Source organism: Streptomyces nanhaiensis (assembly GCF_046614825.1).
GTDB classification, from domain to species: Bacteria; Actinomycetota; Actinomycetes; order Streptomycetales; family Streptomycetaceae; genus Streptomyces; species Streptomyces radiopugnans.
Genome location: NZ_JBKJFM010000101.1, coordinates 1 through 23,078, shown reverse-complemented (window position 1 = coordinate 23,078; position 23,078 = coordinate 1). Strand labels below are relative to the sequence as shown.

The 23,078-nt window shown below is 74.0% G+C and carries 22 protein-coding genes, 3 tRNA genes and 1 pseudogene; 15 read left to right on the top strand and 11 right to left on the bottom strand.

All coding sequences use genetic code 11. The annotated features are described in order from the left end of the window. Window positions 1-28: 28 nt before the first annotated feature. From ACLIYP_RS20455 to ACLIYP_RS20435, 5 genes are all read left to right on the top strand, one after another. On the top strand, window positions 29-1,615 hold the full coding sequence (locus ACLIYP_RS20455; protein ID WP_412714579.1) for a hypothetical protein: 1,587 nt from the start codon (window positions 29-31) through the stop codon (window positions 1,613-1,615). Further along, a complete protein-coding gene (locus ACLIYP_RS20450; protein WP_412714577.1) occupies window positions 1,612-2,997 on the top strand; it encodes an AAA domain-containing protein in 1,386 nt (461 codons plus the stop codon). Before ACLIYP_RS20455 ends, ACLIYP_RS20450 begins: the two co-directional genes overlap by 4 nt. A 106-nt stretch (window positions 2,998-3,103) precedes the next feature. Next, on the top strand, window positions 3,104-3,466 hold the full coding sequence (locus ACLIYP_RS20445) for a hypothetical protein (RefSeq protein ID WP_412714576.1): 363 nt from the start codon (window positions 3,104-3,106) through the stop codon (window positions 3,464-3,466). Window positions 3,467-3,662: 196 nt separating this feature from the next. Next, on the top strand, window positions 3,663-4,307 hold the full coding sequence (locus tag ACLIYP_RS20440) for a hypothetical protein (protein WP_412714575.1): 645 nt from the start codon (window positions 3,663-3,665) through the stop codon (window positions 4,305-4,307). Next, a tRNA-Lys gene (locus ACLIYP_RS20435) sits at window positions 4,298-4,371 on the top strand. Before ACLIYP_RS20440 ends, ACLIYP_RS20435 begins: the two co-directional genes overlap by 10 nt. An 81-nt stretch (window positions 4,372-4,452) precedes the next feature. Here ACLIYP_RS20435 and ACLIYP_RS20430 read toward each other — a convergent pair. After that, window positions 4,453-5,670, bottom strand: a complete 1,218-nt coding sequence (locus ACLIYP_RS20430) for a M6 family metalloprotease domain-containing protein (RefSeq protein ID WP_412714574.1) — start codon at window positions 5,668-5,670, stop codon at window positions 4,453-4,455. 538 nt (window positions 5,671-6,208) lie between these two features. Here ACLIYP_RS20430 and ACLIYP_RS20425 point away from each other — a divergent pair. Beyond that, window positions 6,209-7,966, top strand: a complete 1,758-nt coding sequence (locus ACLIYP_RS20425; protein WP_412714573.1) for a putative bifunctional diguanylate cyclase/phosphodiesterase — start codon at window positions 6,209-6,211, stop codon at window positions 7,964-7,966. On the opposite strand, the gene ACLIYP_RS20420 is transcribed toward ACLIYP_RS20425, so the two are convergent. The 3 genes from ACLIYP_RS20420 to ACLIYP_RS20410 all read right to left on the bottom strand — a co-directional run bounded on the left by ACLIYP_RS20420 (window position 7,936) and on the right by ACLIYP_RS20410 (window position 11,002). Continuing rightward, window positions 7,936-9,090 carry an LLM class flavin-dependent oxidoreductase gene (locus tag ACLIYP_RS20420; protein WP_412714572.1) on the bottom strand — a complete coding sequence of 385 codons (1,155 nt, stop codon included), beginning with the start codon at window positions 9,088-9,090 and terminating at the stop codon, window positions 7,936-7,938. The genes ACLIYP_RS20425 and ACLIYP_RS20420 overlap by 31 nt on opposite strands. A 75-nt stretch (window positions 9,091-9,165) precedes the next feature. Further along, window positions 9,166-9,978, bottom strand: coding sequence for a maleate cis-trans isomerase family protein (locus tag ACLIYP_RS20415; RefSeq protein WP_412714578.1), 813 nt, complete (start codon window positions 9,976-9,978; stop codon window positions 9,166-9,168). A 79-nt stretch (window positions 9,979-10,057) separates the two neighbouring features. Beyond that, complete coding sequence (locus ACLIYP_RS20410) at window positions 10,058-11,002, bottom strand: maleate cis-trans isomerase family protein (protein ID WP_412714571.1); 945 nt, start codon at window positions 11,000-11,002, stop codon at window positions 10,058-10,060. Window positions 11,003-11,377: 375 nt separating this feature from the next. On the opposite strand from ACLIYP_RS20410, the gene ACLIYP_RS20405 reads away from it, so the two are divergent. Both ACLIYP_RS20405 and ACLIYP_RS20400 read left to right on the top strand, forming a co-directional pair. Continuing rightward, the gene (locus ACLIYP_RS20405; protein ID WP_412714570.1) at window positions 11,378-12,280 is read left to right on the top strand and encodes a D-2-hydroxyacid dehydrogenase; all 903 of its coding nucleotides are present in this window, start codon (window positions 11,378-11,380) and stop codon (window positions 12,278-12,280) included. Further along, on the top strand, window positions 12,277-13,779 hold the full coding sequence (locus tag ACLIYP_RS20400) for an amidase (protein WP_412714569.1): 1,503 nt from the start codon (window positions 12,277-12,279) through the stop codon (window positions 13,777-13,779). Before ACLIYP_RS20405 ends, ACLIYP_RS20400 begins: the two co-directional genes overlap by 4 nt. Here the strand turns inward: ACLIYP_RS20400 and ACLIYP_RS20395 are convergent. Further along, window positions 13,776-14,276 carry a DUF3830 family protein gene (locus ACLIYP_RS20395; RefSeq protein ID WP_412714568.1) on the bottom strand — a complete coding sequence of 167 codons (501 nt, stop codon included), beginning with the start codon at window positions 14,274-14,276 and terminating at the stop codon, window positions 13,776-13,778. The genes ACLIYP_RS20400 and ACLIYP_RS20395 overlap by 4 nt on opposite strands. Before the next feature lie 133 nt (window positions 14,277-14,409). Here ACLIYP_RS20395 and ehuB point away from each other — a divergent pair, with 133 nt between their 5' ends. The 6 genes from ehuB (at window position 14,410) to ACLIYP_RS20365 (ending at window position 18,797) form a co-directional block, all read left to right on the top strand. After that, a complete protein-coding gene (ehuB, locus tag ACLIYP_RS20390) occupies window positions 14,410-15,366 on the top strand; it encodes an ectoine/hydroxyectoine ABC transporter substrate-binding protein EhuB (RefSeq protein WP_412714567.1) in 957 nt (318 codons plus the stop codon). Next, window positions 15,363-16,118, top strand: coding sequence for an ectoine/hydroxyectoine ABC transporter permease subunit EhuC (ehuC, locus tag ACLIYP_RS20385; RefSeq protein ID WP_412714566.1), 756 nt, complete (start codon window positions 15,363-15,365; stop codon window positions 16,116-16,118). The genes ehuB and ehuC overlap by 4 nt, the downstream gene beginning before the upstream one ends. Continuing rightward, window positions 16,115-16,765 carry an ectoine/hydroxyectoine ABC transporter permease subunit EhuD gene (ehuD, locus tag ACLIYP_RS20380; protein ID WP_412714565.1) on the top strand — a complete coding sequence of 217 codons (651 nt, stop codon included), beginning with the start codon at window positions 16,115-16,117 and terminating at the stop codon, window positions 16,763-16,765. The genes ehuC and ehuD overlap by 4 nt, the downstream gene beginning before the upstream one ends. Then, on the top strand, window positions 16,755-17,570 hold the full coding sequence (gene ehuA / locus ACLIYP_RS20375; RefSeq protein WP_412714564.1) for an ectoine/hydroxyectoine ABC transporter ATP-binding protein EhuA: 816 nt from the start codon (window positions 16,755-16,757) through the stop codon (window positions 17,568-17,570). Before ehuD ends, ehuA begins: the two co-directional genes overlap by 11 nt. A gap of 291 nt (window positions 17,571-17,861) precedes the next feature. Continuing rightward, window positions 17,862-18,602 carry an IclR family transcriptional regulator gene (locus ACLIYP_RS20370; RefSeq protein ID WP_412714563.1) on the top strand — a complete coding sequence of 247 codons (741 nt, stop codon included), beginning with the start codon at window positions 17,862-17,864 and terminating at the stop codon, window positions 18,600-18,602. A 121-nt stretch (window positions 18,603-18,723) separates the two neighbouring features. Next, a tRNA-Lys gene (locus tag ACLIYP_RS20365) sits at window positions 18,724-18,797 on the top strand. A 42-nt stretch (window positions 18,798-18,839) separates the two neighbouring features. Here the strand turns inward: ACLIYP_RS20365 and ACLIYP_RS20360 are convergent. Beyond that, a complete protein-coding gene (locus tag ACLIYP_RS20360; RefSeq protein WP_412714562.1) occupies window positions 18,840-19,490 on the bottom strand; it encodes a nucleoside/nucleotide kinase family protein in 651 nt (216 codons plus the stop codon). A 214-nt stretch (window positions 19,491-19,704) separates the two neighbouring features. Here ACLIYP_RS20360 and ACLIYP_RS20355 point away from each other — a divergent pair. Then, a tRNA-Lys gene (locus ACLIYP_RS20355) sits at window positions 19,705-19,778 on the top strand. A gap of 107 nt (window positions 19,779-19,885) precedes the next feature. Here ACLIYP_RS20355 and ACLIYP_RS20350 read toward each other — a convergent pair. From ACLIYP_RS20350 to ACLIYP_RS20330, 5 genes and pseudogenes are all read right to left on the bottom strand, one after another. Then, window positions 19,886-20,038 (bottom strand): hypothetical protein, encoded by a 153-nt coding sequence (locus ACLIYP_RS20350; protein ID WP_412714561.1) that lies wholly within the window; start codon window positions 20,036-20,038, stop codon window positions 19,886-19,888. A gap of 180 nt (window positions 20,039-20,218) precedes the next feature. After that, window positions 20,219-20,941 (bottom strand): class F sortase, encoded by a 723-nt coding sequence (locus ACLIYP_RS20345; protein WP_412714560.1) that lies wholly within the window; start codon window positions 20,939-20,941, stop codon window positions 20,219-20,221. A 20-nt stretch (window positions 20,942-20,961) separates the two neighbouring features. Next, window positions 20,962-21,696 carry a hypothetical protein gene (locus ACLIYP_RS20340; RefSeq protein ID WP_412714559.1) on the bottom strand — a complete coding sequence of 245 codons (735 nt, stop codon included), beginning with the start codon at window positions 21,694-21,696 and terminating at the stop codon, window positions 20,962-20,964. Between the two features lie 149 nt (window positions 21,697-21,845). Continuing rightward, entirely contained in the window at window positions 21,846-22,625 is a 780-nt protein-coding gene (locus tag ACLIYP_RS20335; protein ID WP_093654177.1) for an HAD-IIA family hydrolase, read from the bottom strand. A 336-nt stretch (window positions 22,626-22,961) separates the two neighbouring features. Next, a pseudogene (locus tag ACLIYP_RS20330) lies at window positions 22,962-23,078 on the bottom strand (recombination regulator RecX); the annotation flags it as partial.

The following is a 23,078-nucleotide window of genomic DNA, read 5'->3' as shown; positions in this document are numbered from 1 at the left end:
GGAACCCTTCCTCCCTGGGTACGGGATCCTGTCTGCCCAAGAGTCAACCCGGAACCTCGCCCTTCCCCCCTCCACTGTCCACGCGCTGGTGACCACCCTGGCCCGGATCGAGGCCGCCGCCACGGGCCGGGCACAGCCCGTGGCGACCGTGCGCCACCGGCACCTGGCCGAGCGGCCCCTGGTCCTGGTGCCGCTGACCACCGCCGGCGAGGCCGGCGCCCCGCTGGGCGCGATGGTGGGGACGGACCGGGACGCGCCGCGCCTGCTGGTCGTGCCCCAGCCGCGCGACCGCACGCTGCGCTTCGCCTTCCTCGCCGAACTGGCCGACGCCGTACTGCCCCATCTGGAGTCCGCGCAGGACGAGGTGGAGCTCGTGGAGCGCTCCGAGACCGACCCGGAGACGGGCAGGAAGGCGAAGGTCGAGGTCGAGCTGTGCGCGGACGCGCCGCAGCTCGTCGTGCCCAGCTCCGCGGGCGTCGACCACGTACGGCTGCTGGGCCGGTCCATGCGCTTCCGCCGCACCGCCGAGGAGGACCCGGAGGCCGCCCACCCCGCCCCGCCCCGGCTGCCGCTGCTGGGGCGGTGGCTGACGCACTACGGGGAGCGGGCCCGGGTGCCGGGCTCCTCGCTGCTGCTGGCCGTCACCGAGGTGCTGGGCCGCCACTGGGCCACGGGCCAGAGCCGCCTGGAGGACCAGCACCTGGGCGCCCTGCTGGCCTGGATCACCGCCGGGGAGGGCGAGTCGGGCGCGGAGGCCGCCCTCCGCGCCGAGCTGGCCCGCGACCGCGACGGGCTGCTGCTGACCCCGCCCGCGGGCCCGGCCACCGATCCGGCCTTCGACAACCGCAGGCTGGCCCCGGCAGTCGCTCGGTACGACGCGGGACTGCCCGGCGCCGAGGCGGAGATCCGCGAACTGGTCGCCTCCCAGCTGCGGCCCACCTGGGACGCGGTGTGGCAGGGCCTGGACCTGCTGCGCGCGCTGCCGCCGGGCGCCCACGTCGCCGACCGCTGGAAGCGGGACCGCTGGTCCTACACCGCGCACCGCGACCGGCTGCGCGCCGGAGAGCCGCCGCAGCCCAGGCGCGACGACGCGGTGACGGCGGCCCGCAAGCTCGCCGCCCGGGAGACGGCCCAGGCGGAGCTGGCAGCCCAGGAGGCGCTGGACGACCCGCTGGTGATGGCGGAGCGGCGGATGGCCGGGGAGGCGTTCGAGGGCGAGGTGGTCGAGGTGGAGACGGCGTACTCGTCGGGGAAGCGTCCGATGCCGCGCCCGCTGGTCACCGTCCGCACCGCCGACCGGCCGCACCTGGAGGGGGGCGAGCGGCTGCACCGGGCCCTGGGGAGCGGGAAGCCGCAGCCGGGGACGTTCGCCGGATCCCCCGCGCCGGGGCTGCTGACGGTACGGTTGACCGGCGGCATGGGCCGCGGCAGGGAGCCCGAGGCCGGCTCGGTGCCGGAGAAGGGCGAGACGGTGTGCTGGACGCTGTTCGAGCACGCGCCGCGCGGCGGACCGGACCTGCCGGACCCGGAGGAGACGCCGTGGACGCACGGCGGCCCGCCCGACCCCGACGCCCTGGACGCGCCCGACCCCGTGACGCCGGAGGACCTGCTTTGAGCGGCACCCCGGCCGGCGCCCACGCCGGCGCCGCGCCCGTCGACGAAACCGGGACCGGCGCCGCGCCCGACCCGGGTGCGGCCGCCGCCGCGGCGACCGGCGCGATCCTGCGCGACGTCCTCTCGGGCGCCCACCGCGGTGTGGTCGTGGACTCGCCGCCCGGCGCCGGCAAGACCACGCTGGTGGTGAGCGCCGCCCGGGAACTGGCCGCCGCGGGCCGTCCGCTGATGATCGTCGCCCAGACCAACGCCCAGGTCGACGACCTCGTGGACCGGCTGGCGACCGCCGAACCGGAACTGCCGGTGGGCCGGCTGCACAGCAGCGAGGCGCAGCCGTACTCCCCGGTGCTGGACCGCCACCCTTCGGTGGTGAAGTCGTCGAAGGCCGCGGATCTGGCCGGGCTGGACGTGGTGGTCTCCACGGCCGCCAAGTGGGCCCACGTCAGGGGCGCCGGGCCGTGGGAGCAGGCCATCGTGGACGAGGCGTACCAGATGCGCTCCGACGCGCTGCTGTCGGTGGCCGGGCTGTTCGAGCGGGCGCTGTTCGTGGGCGATCCCGGCCAGCTCGACCCGTTCAGCCAGGTCGGCGCCGAGCAGTGGGCGGGGCTGTCGTACGACCCGTCGGCCAGCGCCGTGACCACGCTGCTGGCGCACAACCCGGGTCTTCCCGTGCACCGGCTGCCGGTCTCCTGGCGGCTGCCCGCCTCGGCCGCGCCGCTGGTGTCGAGGGCGTTCTACCCCTACACCCCGTTCCGCAGCGGCACCGGGCCGGGCGAGCGGCGGCTGGAGTTCAAGGCGCCCTCCGACGGTTCCCCCGTGGACCGGGTGCTGGACGAGGCGGCCGGTTCCGGATGGGGGCTGCTGGAGCTGCCGGCCCGCCACACCCCGCGTACCGACCCGGAGGCGGTCGCGGCCGTTGCCGCGGTGGTGCGGCGGCTGCTGGAGCGCGGCGGCGAGGCGTTCGGCGGGCGCTCCGGGGAGCCCTCCCCGGTGACGGCGGAGAGGATCGCGGTGGGCACCGCCCATCGCGACCAGGCGGCGGCCGTCCGCGCGGCGCTGGCCTGCCTGGGCGTGACGGATGTCGCGGTGGACACCGCCAACCGGCTCCAGGGGCGCGAGTTCGACGTGACGGTGGTGCTCCATCCGCTGTCGGGCCGCCCGGACGCCACGGCCTTCCACCTGGAGACGGGGCGGCTGTGCGTGCTGGCCTCGCGCCACCGGCACGCCTGTGTGGTGGTGTGCCGGGCGGGCGTCCCCGAGCTGCTGGACGAGTACCCCTCCGCCGAGCCGGTCCAGCTCGGCGTCACGGTCAAGTTCCCGGACGGCTGGGAGGCCAACCACGCGGTCCTGGCCCATCTGGCGGAGCACACCGTGCCCTGGTGAGCGGCCCCGCGCAAGGCGGCCGGGAGGGGCCGGCCGCCCGGACCCGCGCCGGGCGGGCACGAGGGGGGACAATGGAACGCTGCCCACGACCGACGGAGGTATCTCCATGCCCGAGCCGAACCCGGCTCCGGAACGGCGCGACGGCGAGCCGCGCCATCGGCGCCCCGCACCGCTGCTCTTCGAGCCGCCGGACGCCGCCGCGGACCCCGAGCACTTCTTCGACCTGGAGTCCATCGAGGATCCGCGCGAGCTGCTGGGCCGCGCCACCGAACTGGCGCTGGCCTTCCGCGCGGCGGCGGACCGGGCCATGGAGTTCCAGGCCTTGGCGGCGGCGCAGCTCGCCGACCCCAGGCGCTTCGACCGGCTGCCGGACGAGGCGATCGCCGAGCGGGCCGAGTGGACGGCCGACTACGCCCGCAAGATGATCGAGTTCGGCCGCGAGCTGATGCGGGACCGCACCCCGGAGTGACGGCGCGGAGTGACGCGCGGGGCGACGGCCGACGCGGGACGGCCGGGGTGCGGTGGACCGCGGCGGCGGTCACGGCGGCGGTCACGGCTACGCCCGCGGCATATGCGGCGCGAAAGATACCCGAAGCCGCCGCACCGCGTCCCGTTTTCACGGATTTCCAGGGACGGTACACAGGTTGCCGGTAGATGTTGGGGGCATGAGCGATCCCGCCGCCTATGTGACCCCTGCCGGAGCCGAGTGGCTCGCCTCCTCGAGCGCCTTCCCGCGCAGCGTCCACGCCCTGTGGGCGGTGCGCCCCGGCGCCCCGAGCACCCTGCCCTGCGGCACCGCCTTCGACGTGGTCAGCGTCGGCACGCTGTTCGGCCGCCGGATGCTGGACCGGCTGTGGACCACCGGGCCGGGCACCGGCCCGGTGGCGCTCCACGCGGGCCGGATGCTCCTGTTCGCAGAGCCCGGCACCGCCCAGCGGCTGCCGGCCCTGCTGCGCTGGCGGGAGTGGCGGGGCTCGTCCGCACCGGCGGGCGGGACCGAGGACCGCGCGGACGGTACGGACGGTACGGAGGGCGCTGCGGAAACGATCCCCCCGCTCCTGTGCTACGGCCTCGGCGACGCCGTGACCATCCCTCCGCCGGTGCCCGGCGAGGGCTGCCCGCCCACCACCCGCTGGCTGGTCGCCCCGGACGTCCGCAAGCCCTGGCTGCCGGGCACCGAGGCGCTGCTGTGGGCCTGCGTGCGGGCCGTTCGCGAGGGCGGCCGGGGGCTCGCCGGCGGCCGTGATCAACCGATTTCCGCTCCCTCGGATCAGGGTGCTAAGGTTTACCACGTCAACAGGCGCCGCTAGCTCAGTTGGTTAGAGCAGCTGACTCTTAATCAGCGGGTCCGGGGTTCGAGTCCCTGGCGGCGTACAGACAACCGGAAGGCCCCCGCGGAAGCGGGGGCCTTCCGGCGTCACACCCGCGTACGGGCCTTCGGCTCCGGGATCCCGCTCACACCGCCCCGGGGCCGGGGCCCGGCACTCCCCGCACGGTGACCTCCACCCGCCAGCCCCGCTCGGTGCGGTCCACGACCTCCACGCGCACCGTGCCCGTTTCCACGTCCACGTCCACGGCCTCCCCCGGGCCCAGCGGCGCGTCGGCCAGCGGCGGGTACACCGAGACGCGGTCGCACGCCCCGGTGCCGGGGTGCCCGTCGACCACCTTGACGGGGCCCTGCGCCGAGGGGACGTCGCTGCGCACCCGGTAGACCAGTACGCCGCTGGTGCAGGAGGTGACGTCGTTGCCGCTGGGCTCCCTCGCCTCGATCGCCAGCGCCTCGCCGCGCCCCGTGCGGACCGCGACCAGCCGGGTGTCGGAACCGCCGGGCCCGCCGCCGTCCGGTGCGCTGACCGCACGCAGGGTGTGCCGGCTGGTGCCGGCCTCGGCCCGGCAGTCGACCCGGCCGCCGTCCAGCCAGCCCAGCTTCCACTTGTGCCAGCCGAAGGGGTCCGGGGAGAGCCCGAACTGGCTGCCCATGATGTCCCAGTCGCCGACGTGGGTGTCCCAGTCGCCCTCGCCGTCCTCGGGCTGGTGGTAGAGGTCGGGGAGGTCGAAGATGTGCAGGGTCTCGTGGGCGAGGACGTTGCGGTCCGGCGGTTGCTTCTCGAAGACCGTCACGACCCGGTGCAGCTCGACGCCGTCCACGGTGATCGGCTCCTCGAGGTTGACGACCTTGGTGGCGTCGGAGTTCACGCCCGGCGCGTCGGGGTCGGCGACGAGGTAGACGATGTCGTAGTCGCCGAAGTCCACGTGCGGGTCGGCGGCGGCGACGGCGTCGTGGAGGTAGGCGCCGCGCAGGTCCGGTTCCCAGTCGCGCTGTATCCCGTACGCCCGCGAGTCGGCGGCCATCTCGAACCAGCGGGGGGTCACGTGCGGGCGCAGCTCGAACGCCCCGTAGGAGGCGCGCTCGAAGAAGTCCGAGGTGTCGGGGAAGTAGTCGGCGGCCAGAGCGCGGGGCGAGGCGGCGGGCCGGGCCTCGGGGAAGGACAGGAAGACCATCAGCGCGTCGAGCTCTCCCAAGGGGCGGGGGTAGGCCGGGTTCCAGGTGTCCAGGCCCTCGGAGTGGTGGAGTGCGGTGCGCTCCAGTGCGCAGGAGTCGGCGCCGGCCGCGACGGCGACCGGTCCGGTGACCAGGCTGGTGCCGACCAGCGCGGAGAACGCCGTGATCACCGCCCCGGTCCGGCGCGACCGGGGGCCCGGCCAGGAGCCGCCCGGCCGGAACACGGGCTCGTTCCGCCCCCCTCCGGTCCACTCGGCCCTGCGCGTAAGCCGCACATCGTCCTCCCGCGGTGGTGTCGGGGCACGGCGCCCCCGGGGAGGGGCACGGCACCCACTGTGTGCCTTCCTGTGCCCGCGTGCCCCGTTCCGCTGAGCCGTACGAGTGAGACCCCACAGGATCACCGTGCGTAACAATCGGTCATCATCGGTCGCCTGCGGGAAGTTGCCGCGCAGGAACGATCAGCCGCTCGAAAATGCGTCCCAGGAGTCCGCCGCACGGATCCGGAACACTCCGCGCGACACTGGCTCGGCCGCCCGATAAGCCTCTATGATCGGCACATTTCCAGGGCGGACACCCCCACGACGACCACCGGCCCGCCGCCCGGGCCACCTACACGAGACGAGTCCCCCGCGGGAGCGATCGGTGAATGGACCACTCGACGGACCGGGCAGGAAACCGGGTGACAGTCCGGGCACGACGACCCCCGCCGTGACCGAGAGTGACGATCCCGCGGGCTTCCGGGCGCCCGCCTCCCCCGGCCCTCCCCTGGGCCCGGCGGACTACCGCACCGCCTTCGAGGCCGCCGGCCTGGCGATGGCGGTGATCGACGGCGAGGGGCGCGTCCTGGCCGCCAACCACGCGCTCGGCCAGCTCCTGGGCTCCCCCGCCGCCGAGCTCGCCGGCACCCCCGTCACCGCCCTGGCCGGGCTCGGCATCGACGACCGGGCCCGCGACGAGTGCCAGGCCGTGCTGGAGGGGCGCAGCGACTCCATGAGCTGCACCCGCCGCCTCAAGCACGGGGACGGCCGCTCCGTCTGGGCCAGGGTCACCGTGGTGCCCACCGGTGAGCCCGCCGCACGGCCCGGGCGGCGGCGCGGCACCGCGCTGCTGTCCGTCGCCGACATCAGCGAGCGGTGCGACCTCCAGGAGCGGCTGCGCCACCTGCAGATGCACGACCCGGTCACCAGACTGCCCAACCGGTCGCTGTTCTTCGAGCGGCTGTCCACCGCGCTCGCCGAGTCCACCACCGGCCGGATCGGGCTGTGCTACCTGGACCTGGACGGCTTCAAGGCCGTCAACGACACCCTCGGCCACCGGGTGGGCGACCGTCTCCTGGACGCGGTCGCCGACCGGCTGCGCCGGTGCGCCGAGCCGGGCGGGCATCTGGTGGCGCGGCTGGGCGGCGACGAGTTCGCCCTGCTCGCCGAGGCGTCCACCGGCACCCAGCCGCTGACCGAGCTGGCCGAGCAGGTGCTCGCCGCCCTCCAGCGGCCGTTCGACCTGGACGGGCAGCGGCTGGCGGTCTCCGCGAGCATCGGGGTGGTGGAGCGGCCCGCCGCCGGGACCACCGCCACGGAGCTGATGCAGGCCGCGGACACCACGCTCTACTGGGCGAAGGCCGACGGCAAGGCCCGCTGGACGCTCTTCGACCCCGAGCGCAACGCCCACCGCATGACCCGCCAGGCGCTGTCCAGCACCCTGCGTCCGGCACTGGAGCGCGGCGAGTTCGCGCTGGAGTACCAGCCGATCGTCTCCCTGCACGACGAGACGCTCACCGGGGTGGAGGCGCTGGTGCGCTGGCGGCACCCGCGGCTCGGCACGCTCGCCCCCAACCGGTTCATCGGGCTGGCCGAGGAGAACGGCGCCATCGTGCCGCTGGGCCGCTGGATCCTCGCCGAATCGTGCCGCCAGGCCCGCCGCTGGCAGCTGGAGCAGCCCTGCCGGCCGCTGTACGTCAGCGTCAACGTGGCCGTGCGGCAGGTGTGGGACTCGGATCTGGTGGCCGACGTCGCGGCGATCCTGGAGGAGACGGGGCTGCCGGCGGGGCTGCTCCAGCTGGAGCTGACCGAGTCGGCGGTGATGGGCTCGGCGGGACGGCCGCTGAAGGCGCTCCAGGCGCTGTCCGACATGGGGGTGCGCATCGCGATCGACGACTTCGGCACCGGCTACTCCAACCTCGCCTACCTCAGCAGGCTCCCGGTGCGCGGGCTGAAGCTGGACGGAACGTTCGTCCGCGGCTTCCGCACCGCCCGCTCCCTCAACCCCGCCGACGAGACGATCGTCACCTCGCTGGTCCAGCTCGCCCACAACCTCGGGCTGACGGTCACCGCCGAGTGCGTCGAGGGCCCGGCCCAGGCCGACCGGCTGCGGCGGATCGGCTGCGACACCGGCCAGGGGTGGCACTACTCCAAGCCGGTGCCGCCGGACCGCATCAGTCAGCTGCTGGTGGCGGACGGCAGCCCGTAGGCGTCGGCGATCAGCCCGTAGCTGCGCAGCCGCGCCGGCGCCCCGTGGGACTGCGAGGTGATCATCAGCTCGTCGGCTCCGGTGCGCTCGGCCAGCGCGTCGAGACCGTCGCGCACCTGCCCGGGCGTGCCGTACACCACGTTGGCCAGCCAGCCGCGCACGAAGTCGCGCTCCAGCTCGCCCATGCCCCGCTCGTACTCCTCGGCCTCCTCGGGCGTGGGCACCAGGCCGGGGCGCCCGGTGCGCAGCCGCAGCATCGACAGCGCGCCGGTCATCACCTGGCGGTACGCCTCCCTCTCCTCGTCGGCGGCCAGGGCCGAGACGCCGATCAGGGCGTACGGCTCGTCCAGCACCTCCGAGGGGCGGAAGGAGGAGCGGTACAGCTCCAGGGCGGGCAGGGTGTTGGCCGCCGAGAAGTGGTGGGCGAAGGCGAAGGGCAGGCCCAGGCTCCCGGCGAGCTGCGCGCTGAAGCCGGAGGAGCCCAGCAGCCACACCGGCGGCCGGTCAGCCGACTGCACCCCGCCGGGCACGCGCCCCTGGACGGGGCCGGGGACGGCGTGGACGCGGGCGTACGGGTGGCCGTCGGGGAAGTCGCCGTCGAGGAACCTGATCAGCTCGGCGAGCTGCCGCGGGAAGTCGTCGGCCGCCTCGTGCGGCCGGTCGGTGCGGCGCAGCGCGGCGGCCGTCGCCCCGTCGGTGCCGGGGGCGCGGCCCAGGCCCAGGTCGATGCGGCCGGGGGCGAGCGCCTCCAGGGTGCCGAACTGCTCGGCGATCACCAGGGGCGCGTGGTTGGGCAGCATCACCCCGCCCGAGCCGAGGCGTATGGAGTCGGTGTGGGCCGCGAGGTGGGCCAGGATGACGGCGGGCGAGGAGCTGGCCACCCCGGGCATGGAGTGGTGCTCGGCGACCCACAGCCGGTGGTAGCCCCGGCCCTCGGCCAGCTTCGCGATCTCCACGGAGGTGCGCAGGGCGTCGGCGGCGGTGCGGCCGGCGCCGACGGTGGCCAGGTCGAGTACGGACAGCGGGACGGGGGCGGTGCCCCGCGCCGTGCCTCTCACCGGGTCGCCGCCGTGTCCGCCGGCCGGTGCGCCGTTCCTCGCGTCCGCGTCCTTGACCGGATCCATCGCGGGCTGCCTCCTCGTGGTGCGTGTGCCGCGGGACGTCCGCGCCGGAAGAGCACAGCCCGCACGGCCCGCCCGTTATTCCCGCAGGAGCAGCGGTTCCGCGAGCGCCCGGCCGTCGAAGAGCGCCCCCAGCGCCGGGCAGGAGACCGTGCGGTCCAGCAGGCGCAGTCCCTCCCAGACGGTGACCTGGTTGGCGGTGAGCACCGGCTTGCCCAGCGCCGCCTCCAGCTCGGGGAGCCAGGCGGCGGTGTGCAGGGCGGTGTCGGGCAGCAGTACGGCCTGTGCGTCCGGATGGTCGCCCGCGCGGGCCAGCGCCAGCACCTCCTCGCGGCCCCAGGTGCCGACCTCGGCGGCGGTGACGATCCCGGCGCCGCGCACCGACACCACCTCGGCGCCCGCCGCCTTGAGGAAGGCCCTGAAGTGCTCGGCCACGTCCTCGGGGTAGGTGGCGGCGACGGCGACCCGCTCGACCCCCAGCGCCTGTACGGCGTGGGCGAAGGCGAAGGATGTGCTGGAGGCGGGGAGCGCGGCGGCCGAGGAGAGCTCGCGCACCTGCTCGTGCGCCCCGTCCCAGCCGAAGACGAAGCTGGCGCTGGTGCACGCCCACACCACCGCGTGGGCGCCGTGCTCGCGCAGCCGCCCGATCCCGGCCGACAGACGGGCGGTGGACCCCATCTCCAGCAGCGCGTCCACGCGGTGCGCGTCCTCGCCGATGTCGGTGTGGACCAGCGGCAGCCGGACGGAGGCGGCGACCTCTCCGAGGACCGCCTCCAGCCGGGGGTACTCGTCCTCGGCGGAGTGCCCGGGATAGAGGAATCCGACGACGTCCGCTGTGCGTTCCACCCGCTCCACCCGTTCCGCCTCTTCGGTCCGGCCCGTCCGGTCCATCCGGTCCATCCGCTCCTCCTCTTCCTCGGTTTCCTCTGCGGTGGTCCCCTCCCCGCGGCGGTGGGGCCGCGGGGAGGGATCACAGGAGCGGCAGTCCGCCCGGTTCGTCCGGAAAGGGCGGCAGCTCCGCACCCTCGGCCGCCTCCGGCTCCGTTCCGGCCACCGCGGGCTCCGGCTCCCGTTCGGCCGACGGCCCGGGCACCCCCGCGGCGCTCCCCAACTCCGTTGCGCCGTCCGGGATCACGGGCGGCCCAGGCGGCAGGGACGACATGGACGCCGGGCCGCGCCGGGCCACGGGGTCGAGCAGCGCCTGGTAGGGGCCGACCGCGTCCTTGCCGATGCGGCGCAGCGCCGACCACACGGTGACCTGGTTGGCGGAGAGCACCGGCATCCGCAGCTCCGCCTCCAACTGCGGGATCACGTCGTACGTCGGCAGGTTGGTGCAGCTGATGAACAGGGCGTCGGGCGCGTCCACCACGGCCTCGCGGGCCATGTCCACCACGTCCCGGTACGGCACCCGCCAGATCTCCCGCGTCAGCCCCAGATAGCTGCGGCCGGTGACCTCGATCCCGGCCTCGCCCAGGAAGGCCTCCAGGGAGTCGGTCACCGACCGGGTGTACGGGGTGACGACGGCGACCCGCCGCGCGCCGAGTTCCTCCAGCGCCTCCAGCAGGGCGCCCGAGGTGGTGAGGGAGGGGACCTCCCCGGAGAGCTCCATGGCCGCGCACATGGCCCTCTCCCCGCCCGTGCCGCCCACGAAGGAGCCGGACGTGCAGGCGTACGCCACCACTTCCGGCGCCACGGCGCACAGCGCCTGGACGGCCTCCCGCAGCGTCTCGTGCTCACTGACGAGCCGGGCCAGGTCCAGGCTCACCTCGACGGGGACGAACGGAGTGCGGGTCAGGTGCAGGGAGACGTCGTCGGGGACCCACCGCCACAGTTCGCGGTCGAGTGCGAAGTCGAAGGGGGCGACGACACCGACTCCGCGCTGCGGATGCGGACCGCCGAGGAACGAGACATCCATGAGCACCCCTTGAAGAGGGTAGGGGCGGCCAAGGGCCGTTGACGGGGGAAAAGGCCGGCGGAAGAGAGCCGGGACGCCGGGACAGATGCCTTCGTTGACGAAGGTAGTTACAGGTCCCTACCGTGGTCAATCCTTCCGTCCGTCCGTGCGTCCGTACGGTGCCCCCGCCCTCTTCCCGTGCGGCCCCGATACTTCCCCGTCCTCGTTGCCCCCTCGTTGCGAAACGGTTTTCCGCCCATGTCAGAAACGACTGTTCCAGTCGGCGCCCCCGTTCTCTGCGTTCTCGGTTCCTCCGGTGTTCCCGGCGTTCCCGGTGCTCCCGGCGGCGGCCTGCCGAACCCGCCGGATCTGGAGCGCCTCTCGGGGCGCGCCCGGGTGGAGTACGCCGACGAGGACTCGCTGGCCGCCCTGCTCCCGGCCGCGGACGTGCTGCTGGTCTGGGACTTCGCCTCCGACGCCGTACGCCGCGCCTGGCCCGGACCGGGCCGGCGGCCGGAATGGGTGCACACCGCGAGCGCCGGGGTCGACCGGCTGCTGAGCTGTCCGGAACTGGTCGACTCGAAGACGGTGATCACAAATGCGCGGGGGGTCTTCGACCAGCCCATCGCCGAATACGTCGCAGGTCTCGTCCTGGCTTTGGCCAAGGATTTTCACGGTAGTTGGGAATTGCAGCGGCAGCGGCGCTGGCAGCACCGGGAGACAATGCGGCTGGCCGGAACTCACGCGATTGTCGTAGGTTCGGGTCCCATCGGCCGGGCAATCGGCCGCACACTCATGGCACTGGGTGTCGAAGTCGAACTCGTGGGGCGCACGGAACGGTCCGGCGATCCGGAATTCGGCCGGATTCACGCCAGTGGGGTGCTCGACTCCCTGCTCCCCTCCGCCGACTGGGTCGTGTGCGCGGCGCCCCTGACCGAGTCGACCGCCGGGATGTTCGACGCCGCCGCCTTCGCCCGGATGAAGCCGACGGCCCGTTTCGTCAACGTCGGACGCGGAGCGCACGTGGTGCAGGAGGACCTGGTCGAGGCGCTGGTCTCGCGCCGGATCGCGGCGGCGGCGCTGGACGTCTTCGCCGACGAGCCGCTGCCCTCCGGCAGCCCGCTGTGGGACGTCCCCGGCCTGCTGGTGTCACCGCACATGAGCGGCGACACCGTCGGCTGGCGCGACGACCTCGCCCGGCAGTTCTGCGACAACTTCGACCGTTGGGCGGCGGGCGAGCCCCTGTTCAACGTCGTGGACAAACAGCTCGGTTACGTCCCGGACAGGAGCGCGCCATGACCGGCCCCACCCGCCCGACCGGCTCCGCCGACCCGGCCGACCCCGCCGACCTCACGGCCATGACCGCCGCCCGGCTCGTCGAGGGCTACGCCCGCGGGGAGTTCACCCCCGTGGAGGCGGTCCGCGCCGTGCTGGAGCGGTCCGAGCACGTCCAGCCGGCGGTGAACGCGTTCGTCCGCATCGACGCCGAGGCGGCGATGGACCAGGCGCGGCAGTCCGCCGACCGGTGGCGGCGCGGGGAGCCGGCCGGCCTGCTGGACGGGGTCCCGGTGTCGGTGAAGGACATCCTGCTGCTGCGCGGCGGCCCGACGCTGCGCGGCTCGTGGACGGTCTCCGCGGACGGCCCCTGGGACGAGGACGCCCCCTCGGTGGCGCGGCTGCGCGAGCACGGGGCGGTGTTCACGGGCAAGACGACGACGCCGGAGTTCGGCTGGAAGGGCGTCACCGACAGCCCGCGGCACGGCGCGACGGGAAACCCGTACGCACCGGGGCGCACCGCGGGCGGCTCCAGCGGCGGCAGCGCGGCCGCGGTGGCACTGGGGGCCGGGCCGCTGAGCCTGGGCACCGACGGCGGCGGCTCGGTGCGCATCCCGGCGTCCTTCTGCGGGATCTTCGCGCTGAAGCCGACGTACGGGCGGGTGCCGCTGTACCCGGCCAGCGCCTACGGGACGCTCGCGCACGTCGGCCCGATGACCCGCGACGCACGGGACGCGGCGCTGCTGATGGACGTGATCACCGGCCCGGACGCCCGCGACTGGTCGCAGCTCGGGCCGGTGCCCGGCAGCTTCCGCGACGGCCTCGGCGGCGGGGTCGCCGGTCTGCGGGTGGCCTACTCCCCCGACCTCGGCGGCCGGGTGGAGGTGGACCGCGAGGTCGCGGCGGCGGTGCGGCGGGCCGTGGAGGCGCTGGAGGGGCTGGGCGCGCGGGTGGAGGAGTGCGACCCGGGCCTGCCCGACTCCCTGGAGGCCTTCCACACCCTGTGGTTCAGCGGCGCCGCCCGGGTGACCCAGCACCTGGACCCCGAGCGGCGCGCACTGCTGGACCCGGGCCTGCGGGAGGTGTGCGAGCGGGGCGCGGCCTACGGCGCGCTGGACTACCTGGCTGCGGTGGACGTGCGGATGTCGATGGGCCGGCTGATGGGCGCCTTCCACACGGAGTACGACCTGCTGGTCACCCCGACGCTGCCGGTCACCGCCTTCGAGCTGGGCGGCGAGGTGCCGCCGGGCTCGCCGTACACCCGCTGGACGGGCTGGACGCCGTTCACCTATCCGTTCAACATGACCCAGCAGCCCGCGGCGTCCCTGCCCTGCGGGGTGGACGGCGGCGGACTGCCGATCGGGGTGCAGCTGGTGGGCGCGCGGCACGCGGACGCGCTGGTGCTGCGCGCCGCGCACGCGCTGTACGAGGCGGGGGCCGCCGACGTTCCGCCGCCCCCGGCGCTCGCGTCCGGTGCGGGCCGGGAGACGGCGCCCGGTCCGGTGTCTGGGCCCGGCTTCTAGGCCCGCCGGAAGTTGAGGCTCTCGCCCAGGGCCCCGGCCCGCCACAGGTCCTGGCAGGCGTCGGCCATCCGGTCCAGCCCGTCCACCACCGCCCCCCACACGATCCCGGGGACCCAGCCGGCGTCGCCGTTGATCAGCAGGTTGTTGCGCTCGTAGAACAGGGCCAGGTCCACCACCGTCGGCCTGCCCCGGTGCCCCGCCTCCGCCTCGTACCCGTAGGAGGAGGTGCCGAGCTGGACGTCGGTGAAGGTGAAGTAGCACAGGTCGCCGGGGATGGGCGTGATGGTGGGGTTCTCCAGCGGCGGCTCGGCCGGGGCGAAGACCGGCAGGAGTGTGTAGATCTCGTTGCGCGCGTACTTGGCGTGGTAGACGTCGCCGCCCAGCGGAAGGGCGTTCCACACCGCGTCACAGGTGACGGGCGCGCGGTCGTCGAGCAGTTTCGCCGTGCAGCTCACCCCTCGCTTGTCGAGCGACACTTCGATGAAACGGTCTGCCATTTCGGCTCCTGTCCGTCGATTTCCCTCTCAATACTGACGCAGCGGCCGGGCCCGGCCGTCAACACCGCAACGGCCGCATCAAGGGCCGGAAACGGCGGGCATATTTTTCTTTGATCGGGGTAGTGGCGCGCCCATGGCTCCACCACAAGGGAACGAGACAGGAAAAACAGGCATCGGGGAAAGCCCCGGTAACCGGACGAGACCCGACCGGGGGATAAGCCGCCGCGCGATGCTGGCGGGTCTCGGCGCACTGGGCGCGGCGGGCGCGATCGGCGTGGCCGGATGCAGCCGGGTGCCCACCACCGGGGAGGCCGGCGAGGGCAACCTGCTGGAGCGCGTCAGGGCCCAGAACACCGTGCGGGTGGGCATCGCCGGCGAGGTCCCCTACGGATACATCAACGACCAGGGCGAACTGACCGGTGAGGCGCCGGAGATCGCGAAGGTCATCTTCAATCGGCTGGGTGTGGAGAACGTCGTCCCCGTTCCGACCGAGTTCGGTTCGCTGATTCCGGGACTCCGCTCGCAGCAGTTCGATGTGGTCTCCGCGGGCATGTACATCAATCCCCAGCGCTGCGAACAGGTGATCTTCGCCGACCCCGAGTACGTGATGCTCGACGCGTTCATCGTCCCCAAGGGCAATCCGAAAGGGCTGAACAACTACGAGGACATCGTCCGGACGGGCGCCAAGATGGCGACCGGCACCGCGTACGCCGAGATCGACTACGCGGTCGCGGCCGGTGTCCCCCGCGACGAGATGCTGATCCTGCCCGACCAGGTCGCCGGACTGGCCGCCGTCGAGCAGGGCCGGGCGGACGTCTTCGCCGGCACCTCGCTGACCGTCCGCCAGGTGGTCGAGGGCAGCGACCGGGCCGAGTCCACCGAGCCCTTCCAGCCCACGGTGGACGGCGAACCGGCCATCGGCGCGGGCGGCTTCGCCTTCAGGCCGAGTTCCACGGTGCTGCGGGACGCGTTCAACCGGGAGCTTCGCAGGCTCAAGGAGAGCGGCGAGCTGCTGGAGATCATGCGGCCCTTCGGTTTCACCGAGGACGAGATGACCGACCTGACCGCGAAGGAGCTGTGCGCGTCATGACCTGGGGCCTTTGGGAGTCCTACATGCTGCCCGGCATCTGGATCACCATCCAGGTGACGGTGTACAGCGCCGCGCTGGCCGCGGCCGTCTCCTTCGTCATCGGAGTCATGCGGACCTCCCCGCTGTGGATCGTCCGCTTCCTGTCCGGCGCCTACTTCGAGATCTTCCGCGGAGCCTCGGCGCTGGTGTTCATGTTCTGGCTGTTCTTCGCACTGCCGATCGCCTTCGGCTGGCAGCTGGTCCCGATGTGGGCGGGCGTGCTGGCGCTGGGCCTGACCTACGGCGCGTACGGTTCGGAGGTCGTACGCGGCGCGCTGGCCGCGGTCTCCCCAGCCCAGCGCGAGGCGGGCATCGCGCTGAGCTTCACCCGTATGCAGCGGTTGCGGCGCATCGAACTGCCCCAGGCGTGGCCGGAGATGGTCCCGCCCTTCAACAACCTCGCCATCGAGCTGCTGAAGGGCACCGCGCTGGTCTCGGTCATCAGCGTGGCCGACATGACCTTCGCGGCGAACCTGATCCGCTTCACCACCAACGAGAGCGCGCCGATCTACACGCTCCTGCTGGTGATGTACTTCGTGCTCGCCTTCCTCATCACACGCGTCATGCGGCTGGTGGAGCGCAAGGCCAAGGCGGGGATCGGGCAGGCGCCGCCGCCGGGAACCGGTCTGCTGGGCGGCCTGCGCCGCCGGACGAAGACCGCCGACCCCGTCACCGGGACGGCCGGCGCGGGCACCCCGGGGGGTAATCGGTGAACTGGAACTGGGACATCGTCGCGGACTTCATGCCGCGCTTCTGGGACGGGGTGCTCGTCACCCTCCAGGCGCTGGTGCTGGGGTCCCTGCTGGCCTTCACCCTCGGTCTGGTGTGGGCCGTCGCACAGCGCTCCTCCAGGGCGTGGATCCGGACGCCGGTGACCGCGGTCACCGAGTTCATCCGCAACACCCCGCTGCTGGTGCAGCTGTTCTTCCTCTTCTACGTGGTGCCCGAGTGGGGTCCGGCCATGTCCCCGCTGATGACGGGCGTGATCGGCCTCGGCCTGCACTACTCGACCTACACCGCCGAGGTCTACCGGGCCGGCATCGACGGTGTGCCCGAGGGGCAGTGGGAGGCGGCCACCGCGCTCAGCCTGCCGCCGGTGCGCACCTGGACGGCCGTGATCCTGCCGCAGGCGATCCGCCGCGTGGTGCCCGCGCTGGGCAACTACGTCATCGCCATGCTGAAGGACTCGCCGCTGATCGCGATCATCGGGGCCTTCGAGATGCTCGGCGAGGCGCGCGCCTACGGTTCCGAGACCTTCCGGTTCCTGGAGCCGATCACCGTCGTCGGCATCGCCTTCATCGTCATCGCCTACCCGGCTTCCCTCCTCATCCGAGCCCTGGAGCGTCGTCTTGTCCGCTGACACCCCGCGTGAGAACGCCACCACGAGCACTGCCGCGGACGGCCGCGAACTGATCCGCTTCGACAGGGTGACCAAGCGCTTCGGCGACCACGTCGTCCTGGACCAGCTGGAGTTCAGCGTCTCCGCCGGAAAGCACGTCACCCTCATCGGCCCCTCCGGATCGGGCAAGACCACGATCCTGCGGCTGCTGATGACCCTGCTCAGGCCCGACGAGGGCACCATCACCGTCGACGGCGACTACCTCACCCACGAGGAGAAGGGCGGCAGGCTCGTCCCCGCCGGGGAGAAGCACGTCCGCGAGGTGCGCAAGAAGATCGGCATGGTCTTCCAGCAGTTCAACCTCTTCCCCAACATGAAGGTGCTGCGCAACGTCACCGAGGCGCCCGTCCACGTGCTGGGCATGGGCAAGGACGAGGCCGAGCAGCGGGCGCGCGAGCTGCTGGAGATGGTGGGGCTGACCGAGCACGTCGACAAGTACCCCACCCAGCTCTCCGGCGGCCAGCAGCAGCGCGTGGCCATCGCCCGCGCACTGGCCATGCGGCCCAAGGTGCTGCTGCTGGACGAGGTCACCTCCGCGCTCGACCCGGAGCTGGTCGCCGGGGTGCTGGACGTCCTGCGGGACATCGCGCACACCACCGACATCACCATGCTGGTGGTCACCCACGAGATGAACTTCGCCCGCGACATCTCCGACGAGGTGCTGATGTTCAACGAGGGCAAGGTGATCGAGTCCGGCCCGCCGGAGAAGATCTTCAACGACCCCGACCACGAGCGCACCAGGGAGTTCCTGAGCGCGATCCTCTGACGGCGCGGCACCGCGCCCGGACCTCCCGCCCGTCCGCCTTCGAACATGTTTCGGGAGCCGGGCGGGGGGCCAGTGTTCTGTGCGGGGACGGTATACGGCCGCGGCCGTCCCGCACCCGAAGACCCGGTGTCCCTCGGGCGGGTGTCGCACCGCGAGCGGTCACCCGCCCGAGGGGGCACCGTGACACTGCTGCACTCACCCGGGGATCCCTGCCCCGAGCCGTTCCCGAGGCGTCTCCCCGCCCCGGAGCACCACCCGCCCGTACAGCCCGTACGGTCCGCGCCCGGCTCCGTGCGCCCTCCCTCGGTGCGGCACGCCCTGCGCGTCCTGGAGGCCGTCGCGGAAGACCACGACGGTGTGGACGAGGTGCGGCTGGCCGACCGCACGGGGCTGCCGCCCGCGCGCCTGGCCGGTCTGCTGCGGACGCTGCTGCGCGAGGGGTACGTCGAGCGCCTGGGCGACGGCTCCTACGTGGCGGGCGAGGCACTGGTCCTGCTCGGCGGCGCGGGCGCGGGCGGCCGGGAGCGGATCCTGCGCGAGCGGCTGTGGCGGACGCTGGCCCGGCTGCGGGACTCCATAGGCGCGGCCGTCTACCTCGGCCGCTACCGCGACGGCGAGGTGGAGATCATCGGATACGCGGACGGCCCGCGCCACCCCGCTCCGCCCGGGCGCCCGGACTTCCGCTCCGCCGGACACGCCACCGCGCTGGGCAAGTGCCTGCTCGGCCAGCTCGACCACGACGCGCGCCGGGACCACCTCTCCCGGCACCGGGCCGTCCGGCTGACCCCGCGCACGATCACCGACGAGCGGGTGCTGCTGAGCCTCCTGGAACGGCAGCGGCCGACCGTGCCGGTCCTGGACCTGCAGGAGTACGAGGTCGGCTCGGTCTGCGCGGCCGTGCCGGTGACCGCGGGATCGGCCGTCGGCTCCCTGGGGGTGTGCCTGCCGGTCGAGGAGACCCACCGGCTGCGGAGGGCCGCCGAGGCGCTGAGCGAGCAGGCCGCCGGGGTGCTGCTGCCGCTGTCCCTGTGAGCCGCTCCGCCGGCCACCCCGGGCGTGTGGTCGGGGGCACCTCGGGGAGCGGGTAGTATGGTCCACGACAGCGCGCTCCACGAGGTCTCCTCCGTGAGTTCTCCGGAGTCGCTGCCCGCAGGCGCCGCTAGCTCAGTTGGTTAGAGCAGCTGACTCTTAATCAGCGGGTCCGGGGTTCGAGTCCCTGGCGGCGTACCGAGGACGCAGGGCCCCTCGCATCAAGCGAGGGGCCCTGCGTCATTCGCGTCCCGACCAGTGGAACGACAGCCTCACACACTCCGACGCCCTCGACGCCTCCACGATCTGCGCGTTGGGCATGTCGTTGGACCGGACCCACTCCCGGGCCTCCCCGGCGGTACGGCCACCCGCGACCTGGCGCTCCACCAGCCTGCGGCGGCGCTCCTCCCGGCCGGCCTCCACGTACCACAGCTCGTCGATCGACTCCCGCGCGTCCGGCCAGCCGGGCAGGTCGCAGGCCAGGTAGTTCCCCTCCGTCACCACCAGCCGGACCCCGGGGCGCACCACGTGGCGGGCCGCGACCGGCTCGTCCAGGGTCCGGTCGAAGTCGGGCACGTAGACGTCGTGGTCCGGCTCCAGGACCAGGCGCCGCAGCAGGGCGGCGTACCCGTGGACGTCGAAGGTGGGGGGCGAGCCCTTGCGGGCGGCCAGGCCCAGCCGGTCGAGCTGGGCGTTGGAGAGGTGGAAGCCGTCCAGCGGGACGTACGCCGCCGCGTCCGCCCCGTACCGCCCCCGCAGCCCCGCCACCAGGGCCTCGGCCAGAGTGGACTTGCCCGCGCCGGGCGGCCCCGCCAGGCCGAGCACGGCCCGCCTCCCCTCCGCGCGGACCGTCAGCCGCCACGCCAGGTCCATCAGCTCACCGGTTCGCATACCCGGGAACCTAACCGCCCCGCGCCCCCGCGCGGGAGACCGTGCCCGCCCGCCGTGCCGCACCGGTCGGCACGGCGGGCGGGTACGGCGGGCAGGCGCGGCGGGCGGCGCGGCCCGGCGGCGGCACGGACGGAGCACCCCGCGGCGTCGGGTATGCTGGTTTCCGCAGTTCGGCACCGGTCGGCGCACACCGTGCGGACCACCGCCCCTGCGGGCGCCGCTAGCTCAGTTGGTTAGAGCAGCTGACTCTTAATCAGCGGGTCCGGGGTTCGAGTCCCTGGCGGCGTACCTCTCGATCCGGGCCCCACCGCTCTCCGCGGTGGGGCCCGGAGGCGTTTCCCGGCGCGTTCCCGGGGAGCCGCGCCCGTCCGCCCGGCCCCTCACGCGCCCGCTCCTCAGTCGATGCCCCGGCAGATGTGCGGCTCGCACTCGTCGTCGTCGCCGTCCCCGGCGAGGCGCAGCAGCGGGGGCGGTGAGATCGGCAGTTCGTCGAGGGCCCGCGTCGCGGCGGGCGGGTCGTCGGCTTCCGGTTCAGCTGTGTCGTACATGGCGGGGCGGCAGCCTTCCGTGTCCTGGGGGATCTCGGTGCCCGAGTACCGCGTCTCCTCCCTCCTCAATCCCGGGCGGACGGTGAACACAACCGGTTCCGGCCGGAGGTTCACCCCGGTGACGACAACGACCGGGCCGGACGGCGGTTGCGCACGGGACCTCCGTCCGGCCCGGCCCGCTCAGCCCGGCCTGCCCGCGCCGTCGGCCCGGCCGGTGTCCGCCCCGGTCCCGGGGCGGACACCGGTCAGGTAAGCCGAGACCACCAGGTTGGCCGTGTAGGAGCCGCTGGCCCGGTCGAAGGCGCCGGTGCAGGTGATCAGCCGGAGTTCGGCGCGTCCGGGGCGGCGGGCGCCGTAGACCTCGTGCGGGTCGAAGTCGGCCCGCTCGGCGATCGCGACGTCCTCGACGGTGAACTCCGCGGTCCTGCCGTCGGCGCGCGCGACGCGTATCCGGTCACCGGGGCGCACCGAGGGCAGGCGGTGGAAGACCGCCCGGCCGGTGTCGGTGTCCAGGTGGCCCACCAGCAGCGCCACCCCCTCCGCGCCGGGCGCCGGGCCGTCGGCGTACCAGCCGACGGTGTCGGGGGCGTCCATCGGAGGAGGCTCCACGGCGCCCTCGCGGTCGAGCCCCCGCTCGATGATCCGCGCGTGGACGCCGACGGTGTCGATGTCGATGCGCCGGGGTTCGGCGCCGGGCAGCGGCGCGTGGCCGGATCCCCCGCCCCGCGCCCGGTCGGACGCCGGGGCCCCCGCCCGCGCCGGATCCGGCGGCGGGGCGGCGGGGTCGGTCAGCTCCCTCCCCCACAGCCACAGTCCGAGCAGCAGCACCGCCCACACCGCTACCGCCGCCAGCCGGGAGGCGCAGCCCGTGCGCGGCTCCCCGCCCGGGATGTCGTCGTACACGGCCGTCGCCGCCGGCCGGCTCAGCGGTCGGATTCGGAGCGGGACCGGCGGCGCAGCGCCGCGGCCCGCCAGAGGACGACCAGGGTGGCGGTGCCCGCCAGTCCGGCGCCCAGGACGGTGTGGAGGGCACTCGGTCCGGCTCCCCCGCCCTCGTCACCGGCCGCCTCCGCGGTGCCGCCGCCTCCGGCCGGCACGGGGGCGACCGGGCTCACGGCCGGGTCGGTGGCGTGGTGCGAGGGGCCCCCGGAGGCGGTCCCGGAGTGGTGCACGGTCACCCGGCCGGTGACCTTCACGCCCATGCACTCCACCGTGATCCGGTACTCCCGGGGCTCGGCGTCCGAGCGGATGACCGCCTCGCCGCGCAGCCCGCCGCGGTCGGCGCCGGGGGCCAGCAGCGCGTCGGCGACGAACGCCTCCGAGCGGGCGGTGGCTACGGTGCCCCGGCAGGACACGGCCCACAGTTCGATCTCGGTGCCGGGCCGGACCTTCGCGGGCGTCACCCGCACCGACACCTGCGGCGAGCCGGACTCCGCCGTGCCCGGGCCCGGCGGGAGGGAGGTCTCAGGGGCGGGCGGGCGGGAGGATCCAGGGTCGGGCGGGTGGGAGGATCCGGCTCCGGGACTCTCGGCGGCCGCCGCGGGGACGGCGAGGGCCGTGAGGGCGGCGAGACCCGCGGGAGGGGCCGCCGCGGCGCAGACGGCGAGCGCCGCGGCGAGGACGCTCGGAGCGGGTCGTACGGTGCGGAAGATGCCCATGTCGAACCTCCGGGTCGGTACTCCCGAAGATCCGCCGCCCCACGCCGCCCCGCATCCCGGCGCCGCCCCGCGCTGCTCCGTTCGAGCGCGCCCGGGGAGCGGGCGGGCCGGAATGCGGGGCGGGGCGGGGCGGGCGGGTGCGGGTGGGCTCAGATCCGTTCGACGAGATCCGCGATCGAGTCGGCGACCGTCGAGGGCCGGAAGGGGAAGCGGTCCACGTCGGCCGGCCGCGTCAGCCCGGTGAGGACGAGGAAGGTCTCCATCCCGGCCTCCAGTCCGGCCAGCACATCCGTGTCCATCCGGTCGCCGATCATCGCGCTGGACTCGGAGTGGGCGCCTATGACGTTGAGCCCGGCCCGCATCATCAGCGGGTTGGGCTTGCCGACGAAGTACGGCTCGCGCCCGGTCGCCTTGGTGATCAGCGCCGCGACCGACCCGGTGGCCGGCAGCGCGCCCTCGGCGGACGGGCCGGTCTCGTCGGGGTTGGTGGCGATGAACCGCGCACCGTCGTTGATCAGCCGGATCGCCTTGGTGAGCGCCTCGAAGCTGTAGGTGCGCGTCTCGCCGAGCACCACGTAGTCGGGGTCGGTGTCGGTGAGGATGTAGCCGATGTCGTGCAGGGCGGTGGTCAGCCCCGCCTCGCCGATGACGTAGGCGGTGCCCTCCGGCCGCTGGTCCTCCAGGAACTTGGCGGTGGCCAGGGCGGAGGTCCAGATGTTCTCCACCGGGACGTCCAGGCCCATCCGCTTCAGCCGGGCGTGCAGGTCGCGGGGCGTGTAGATCGAGTTGTTGGTCAGCACCAGGAACGGCTTGCCCGACTCCCTCAGCCGCTTGAGGAAGGCGTCGGCCCCCGGGATCGGCACGCCCTCGTGGACGAGGACTCCGTCCATGTCCGTCAGCCATGACTCGATCGGCTTGCGCTCCGCCATTCGTCACTCCTGCCTGTCTTACGCACATCGGGGCGTGGCGGCGGCACCGCGCTGTGCTGCGCCGACGCCCTCAGAGTAGTCACTGTCCGCCGGACCCGGCCCCGTCTTTCCGTGGCCGTTCCGGTCCCCGGCCTCAGCCGGGGTCCTCCGGTCTCGTTCCCGGTCCGAGCCGGCCGAAGAGCGGCGCGAGGACCAGATGCGCCGCGCCGCGGGCGACCAGCCGCGTGCCGCCGGGGGCGACGGACACCGGTACGGCCCGGCCGTCGGTGCGCGCGGCCCGGGCCGGAGATCGGGACGCAGCGGATCCGGGAGTGCCGTCGGTCGGGACCGTACGGCTCAGTCCGAGCCGTACAGCGGGTACTCCTCCACGTCCTCCCCCTCCGCTTCCAGTGCCTCCCTCACCACCCGGAGGGCGAGCCCTTCGGGGTAGCCCTTGCGTGCCAGCATCCCTGC

Coding starts and splice junctions, on each gene's coding strand:
- ehuB (WP_412714567.1), top strand. CDS start 14,410: ATGGCTCCACCACAAGGGAACGAGACAGGAAAAACAGGCATCGGGGAA.
- ACLIYP_RS20440 (WP_412714575.1), top strand. CDS start 3,663: ATGAGCGATCCCGCCGCCTATGTGACCCCTGCCGGAGCCGAGTGGCTC.
- ACLIYP_RS20360 (WP_412714562.1), bottom strand. CDS start 19,490: ATGCGAACCGGTGAGCTGATGGACCTGGCGTGGCGGCTGACGGTCCGC.
- ACLIYP_RS20410 (WP_412714571.1), bottom strand. CDS start 11,002: ATGGATGTCTCGTTCCTCGGCGGTCCGCATCCGCAGCGCGGAGTCGGT.
- ACLIYP_RS20445 (WP_412714576.1), top strand. CDS start 3,104: ATGCCCGAGCCGAACCCGGCTCCGGAACGGCGCGACGGCGAGCCGCGC.
- ACLIYP_RS20415 (WP_412714578.1), bottom strand. CDS start 9,978: ATGGACCGGACGGGCCGGACCGAAGAGGCGGAACGGGTGGAGCGGGTG.
- ACLIYP_RS20340 (WP_412714559.1), bottom strand. CDS start 21,696: ATGGGCATCTTCCGCACCGTACGACCCGCTCCGAGCGTCCTCGCCGCG.
- ACLIYP_RS20400 (WP_412714569.1), top strand. CDS start 12,277: ATGACCGGCCCCACCCGCCCGACCGGCTCCGCCGACCCGGCCGACCCC.
- ACLIYP_RS20335 (WP_093654177.1), bottom strand. CDS start 22,625: ATGGCGGAGCGCAAGCCGATCGAGTCATGGCTGACGGACATGGACGGA.
- ehuC (WP_412714566.1), top strand. CDS start 15,363: ATGACCTGGGGCCTTTGGGAGTCCTACATGCTGCCCGGCATCTGGATC.
- ACLIYP_RS20420 (WP_412714572.1), bottom strand. CDS start 9,090: ATGGATCCGGTCAAGGACGCGGACGCGAGGAACGGCGCACCGGCCGGC.
- ACLIYP_RS20395 (WP_412714568.1), bottom strand. CDS start 14,276: ATGGCAGACCGTTTCATCGAAGTGTCGCTCGACAAGCGAGGGGTGAGC.
- ACLIYP_RS20350 (WP_412714561.1), bottom strand. CDS start 20,038: ATGTACGACACAGCTGAACCGGAAGCCGACGACCCGCCCGCCGCGACG.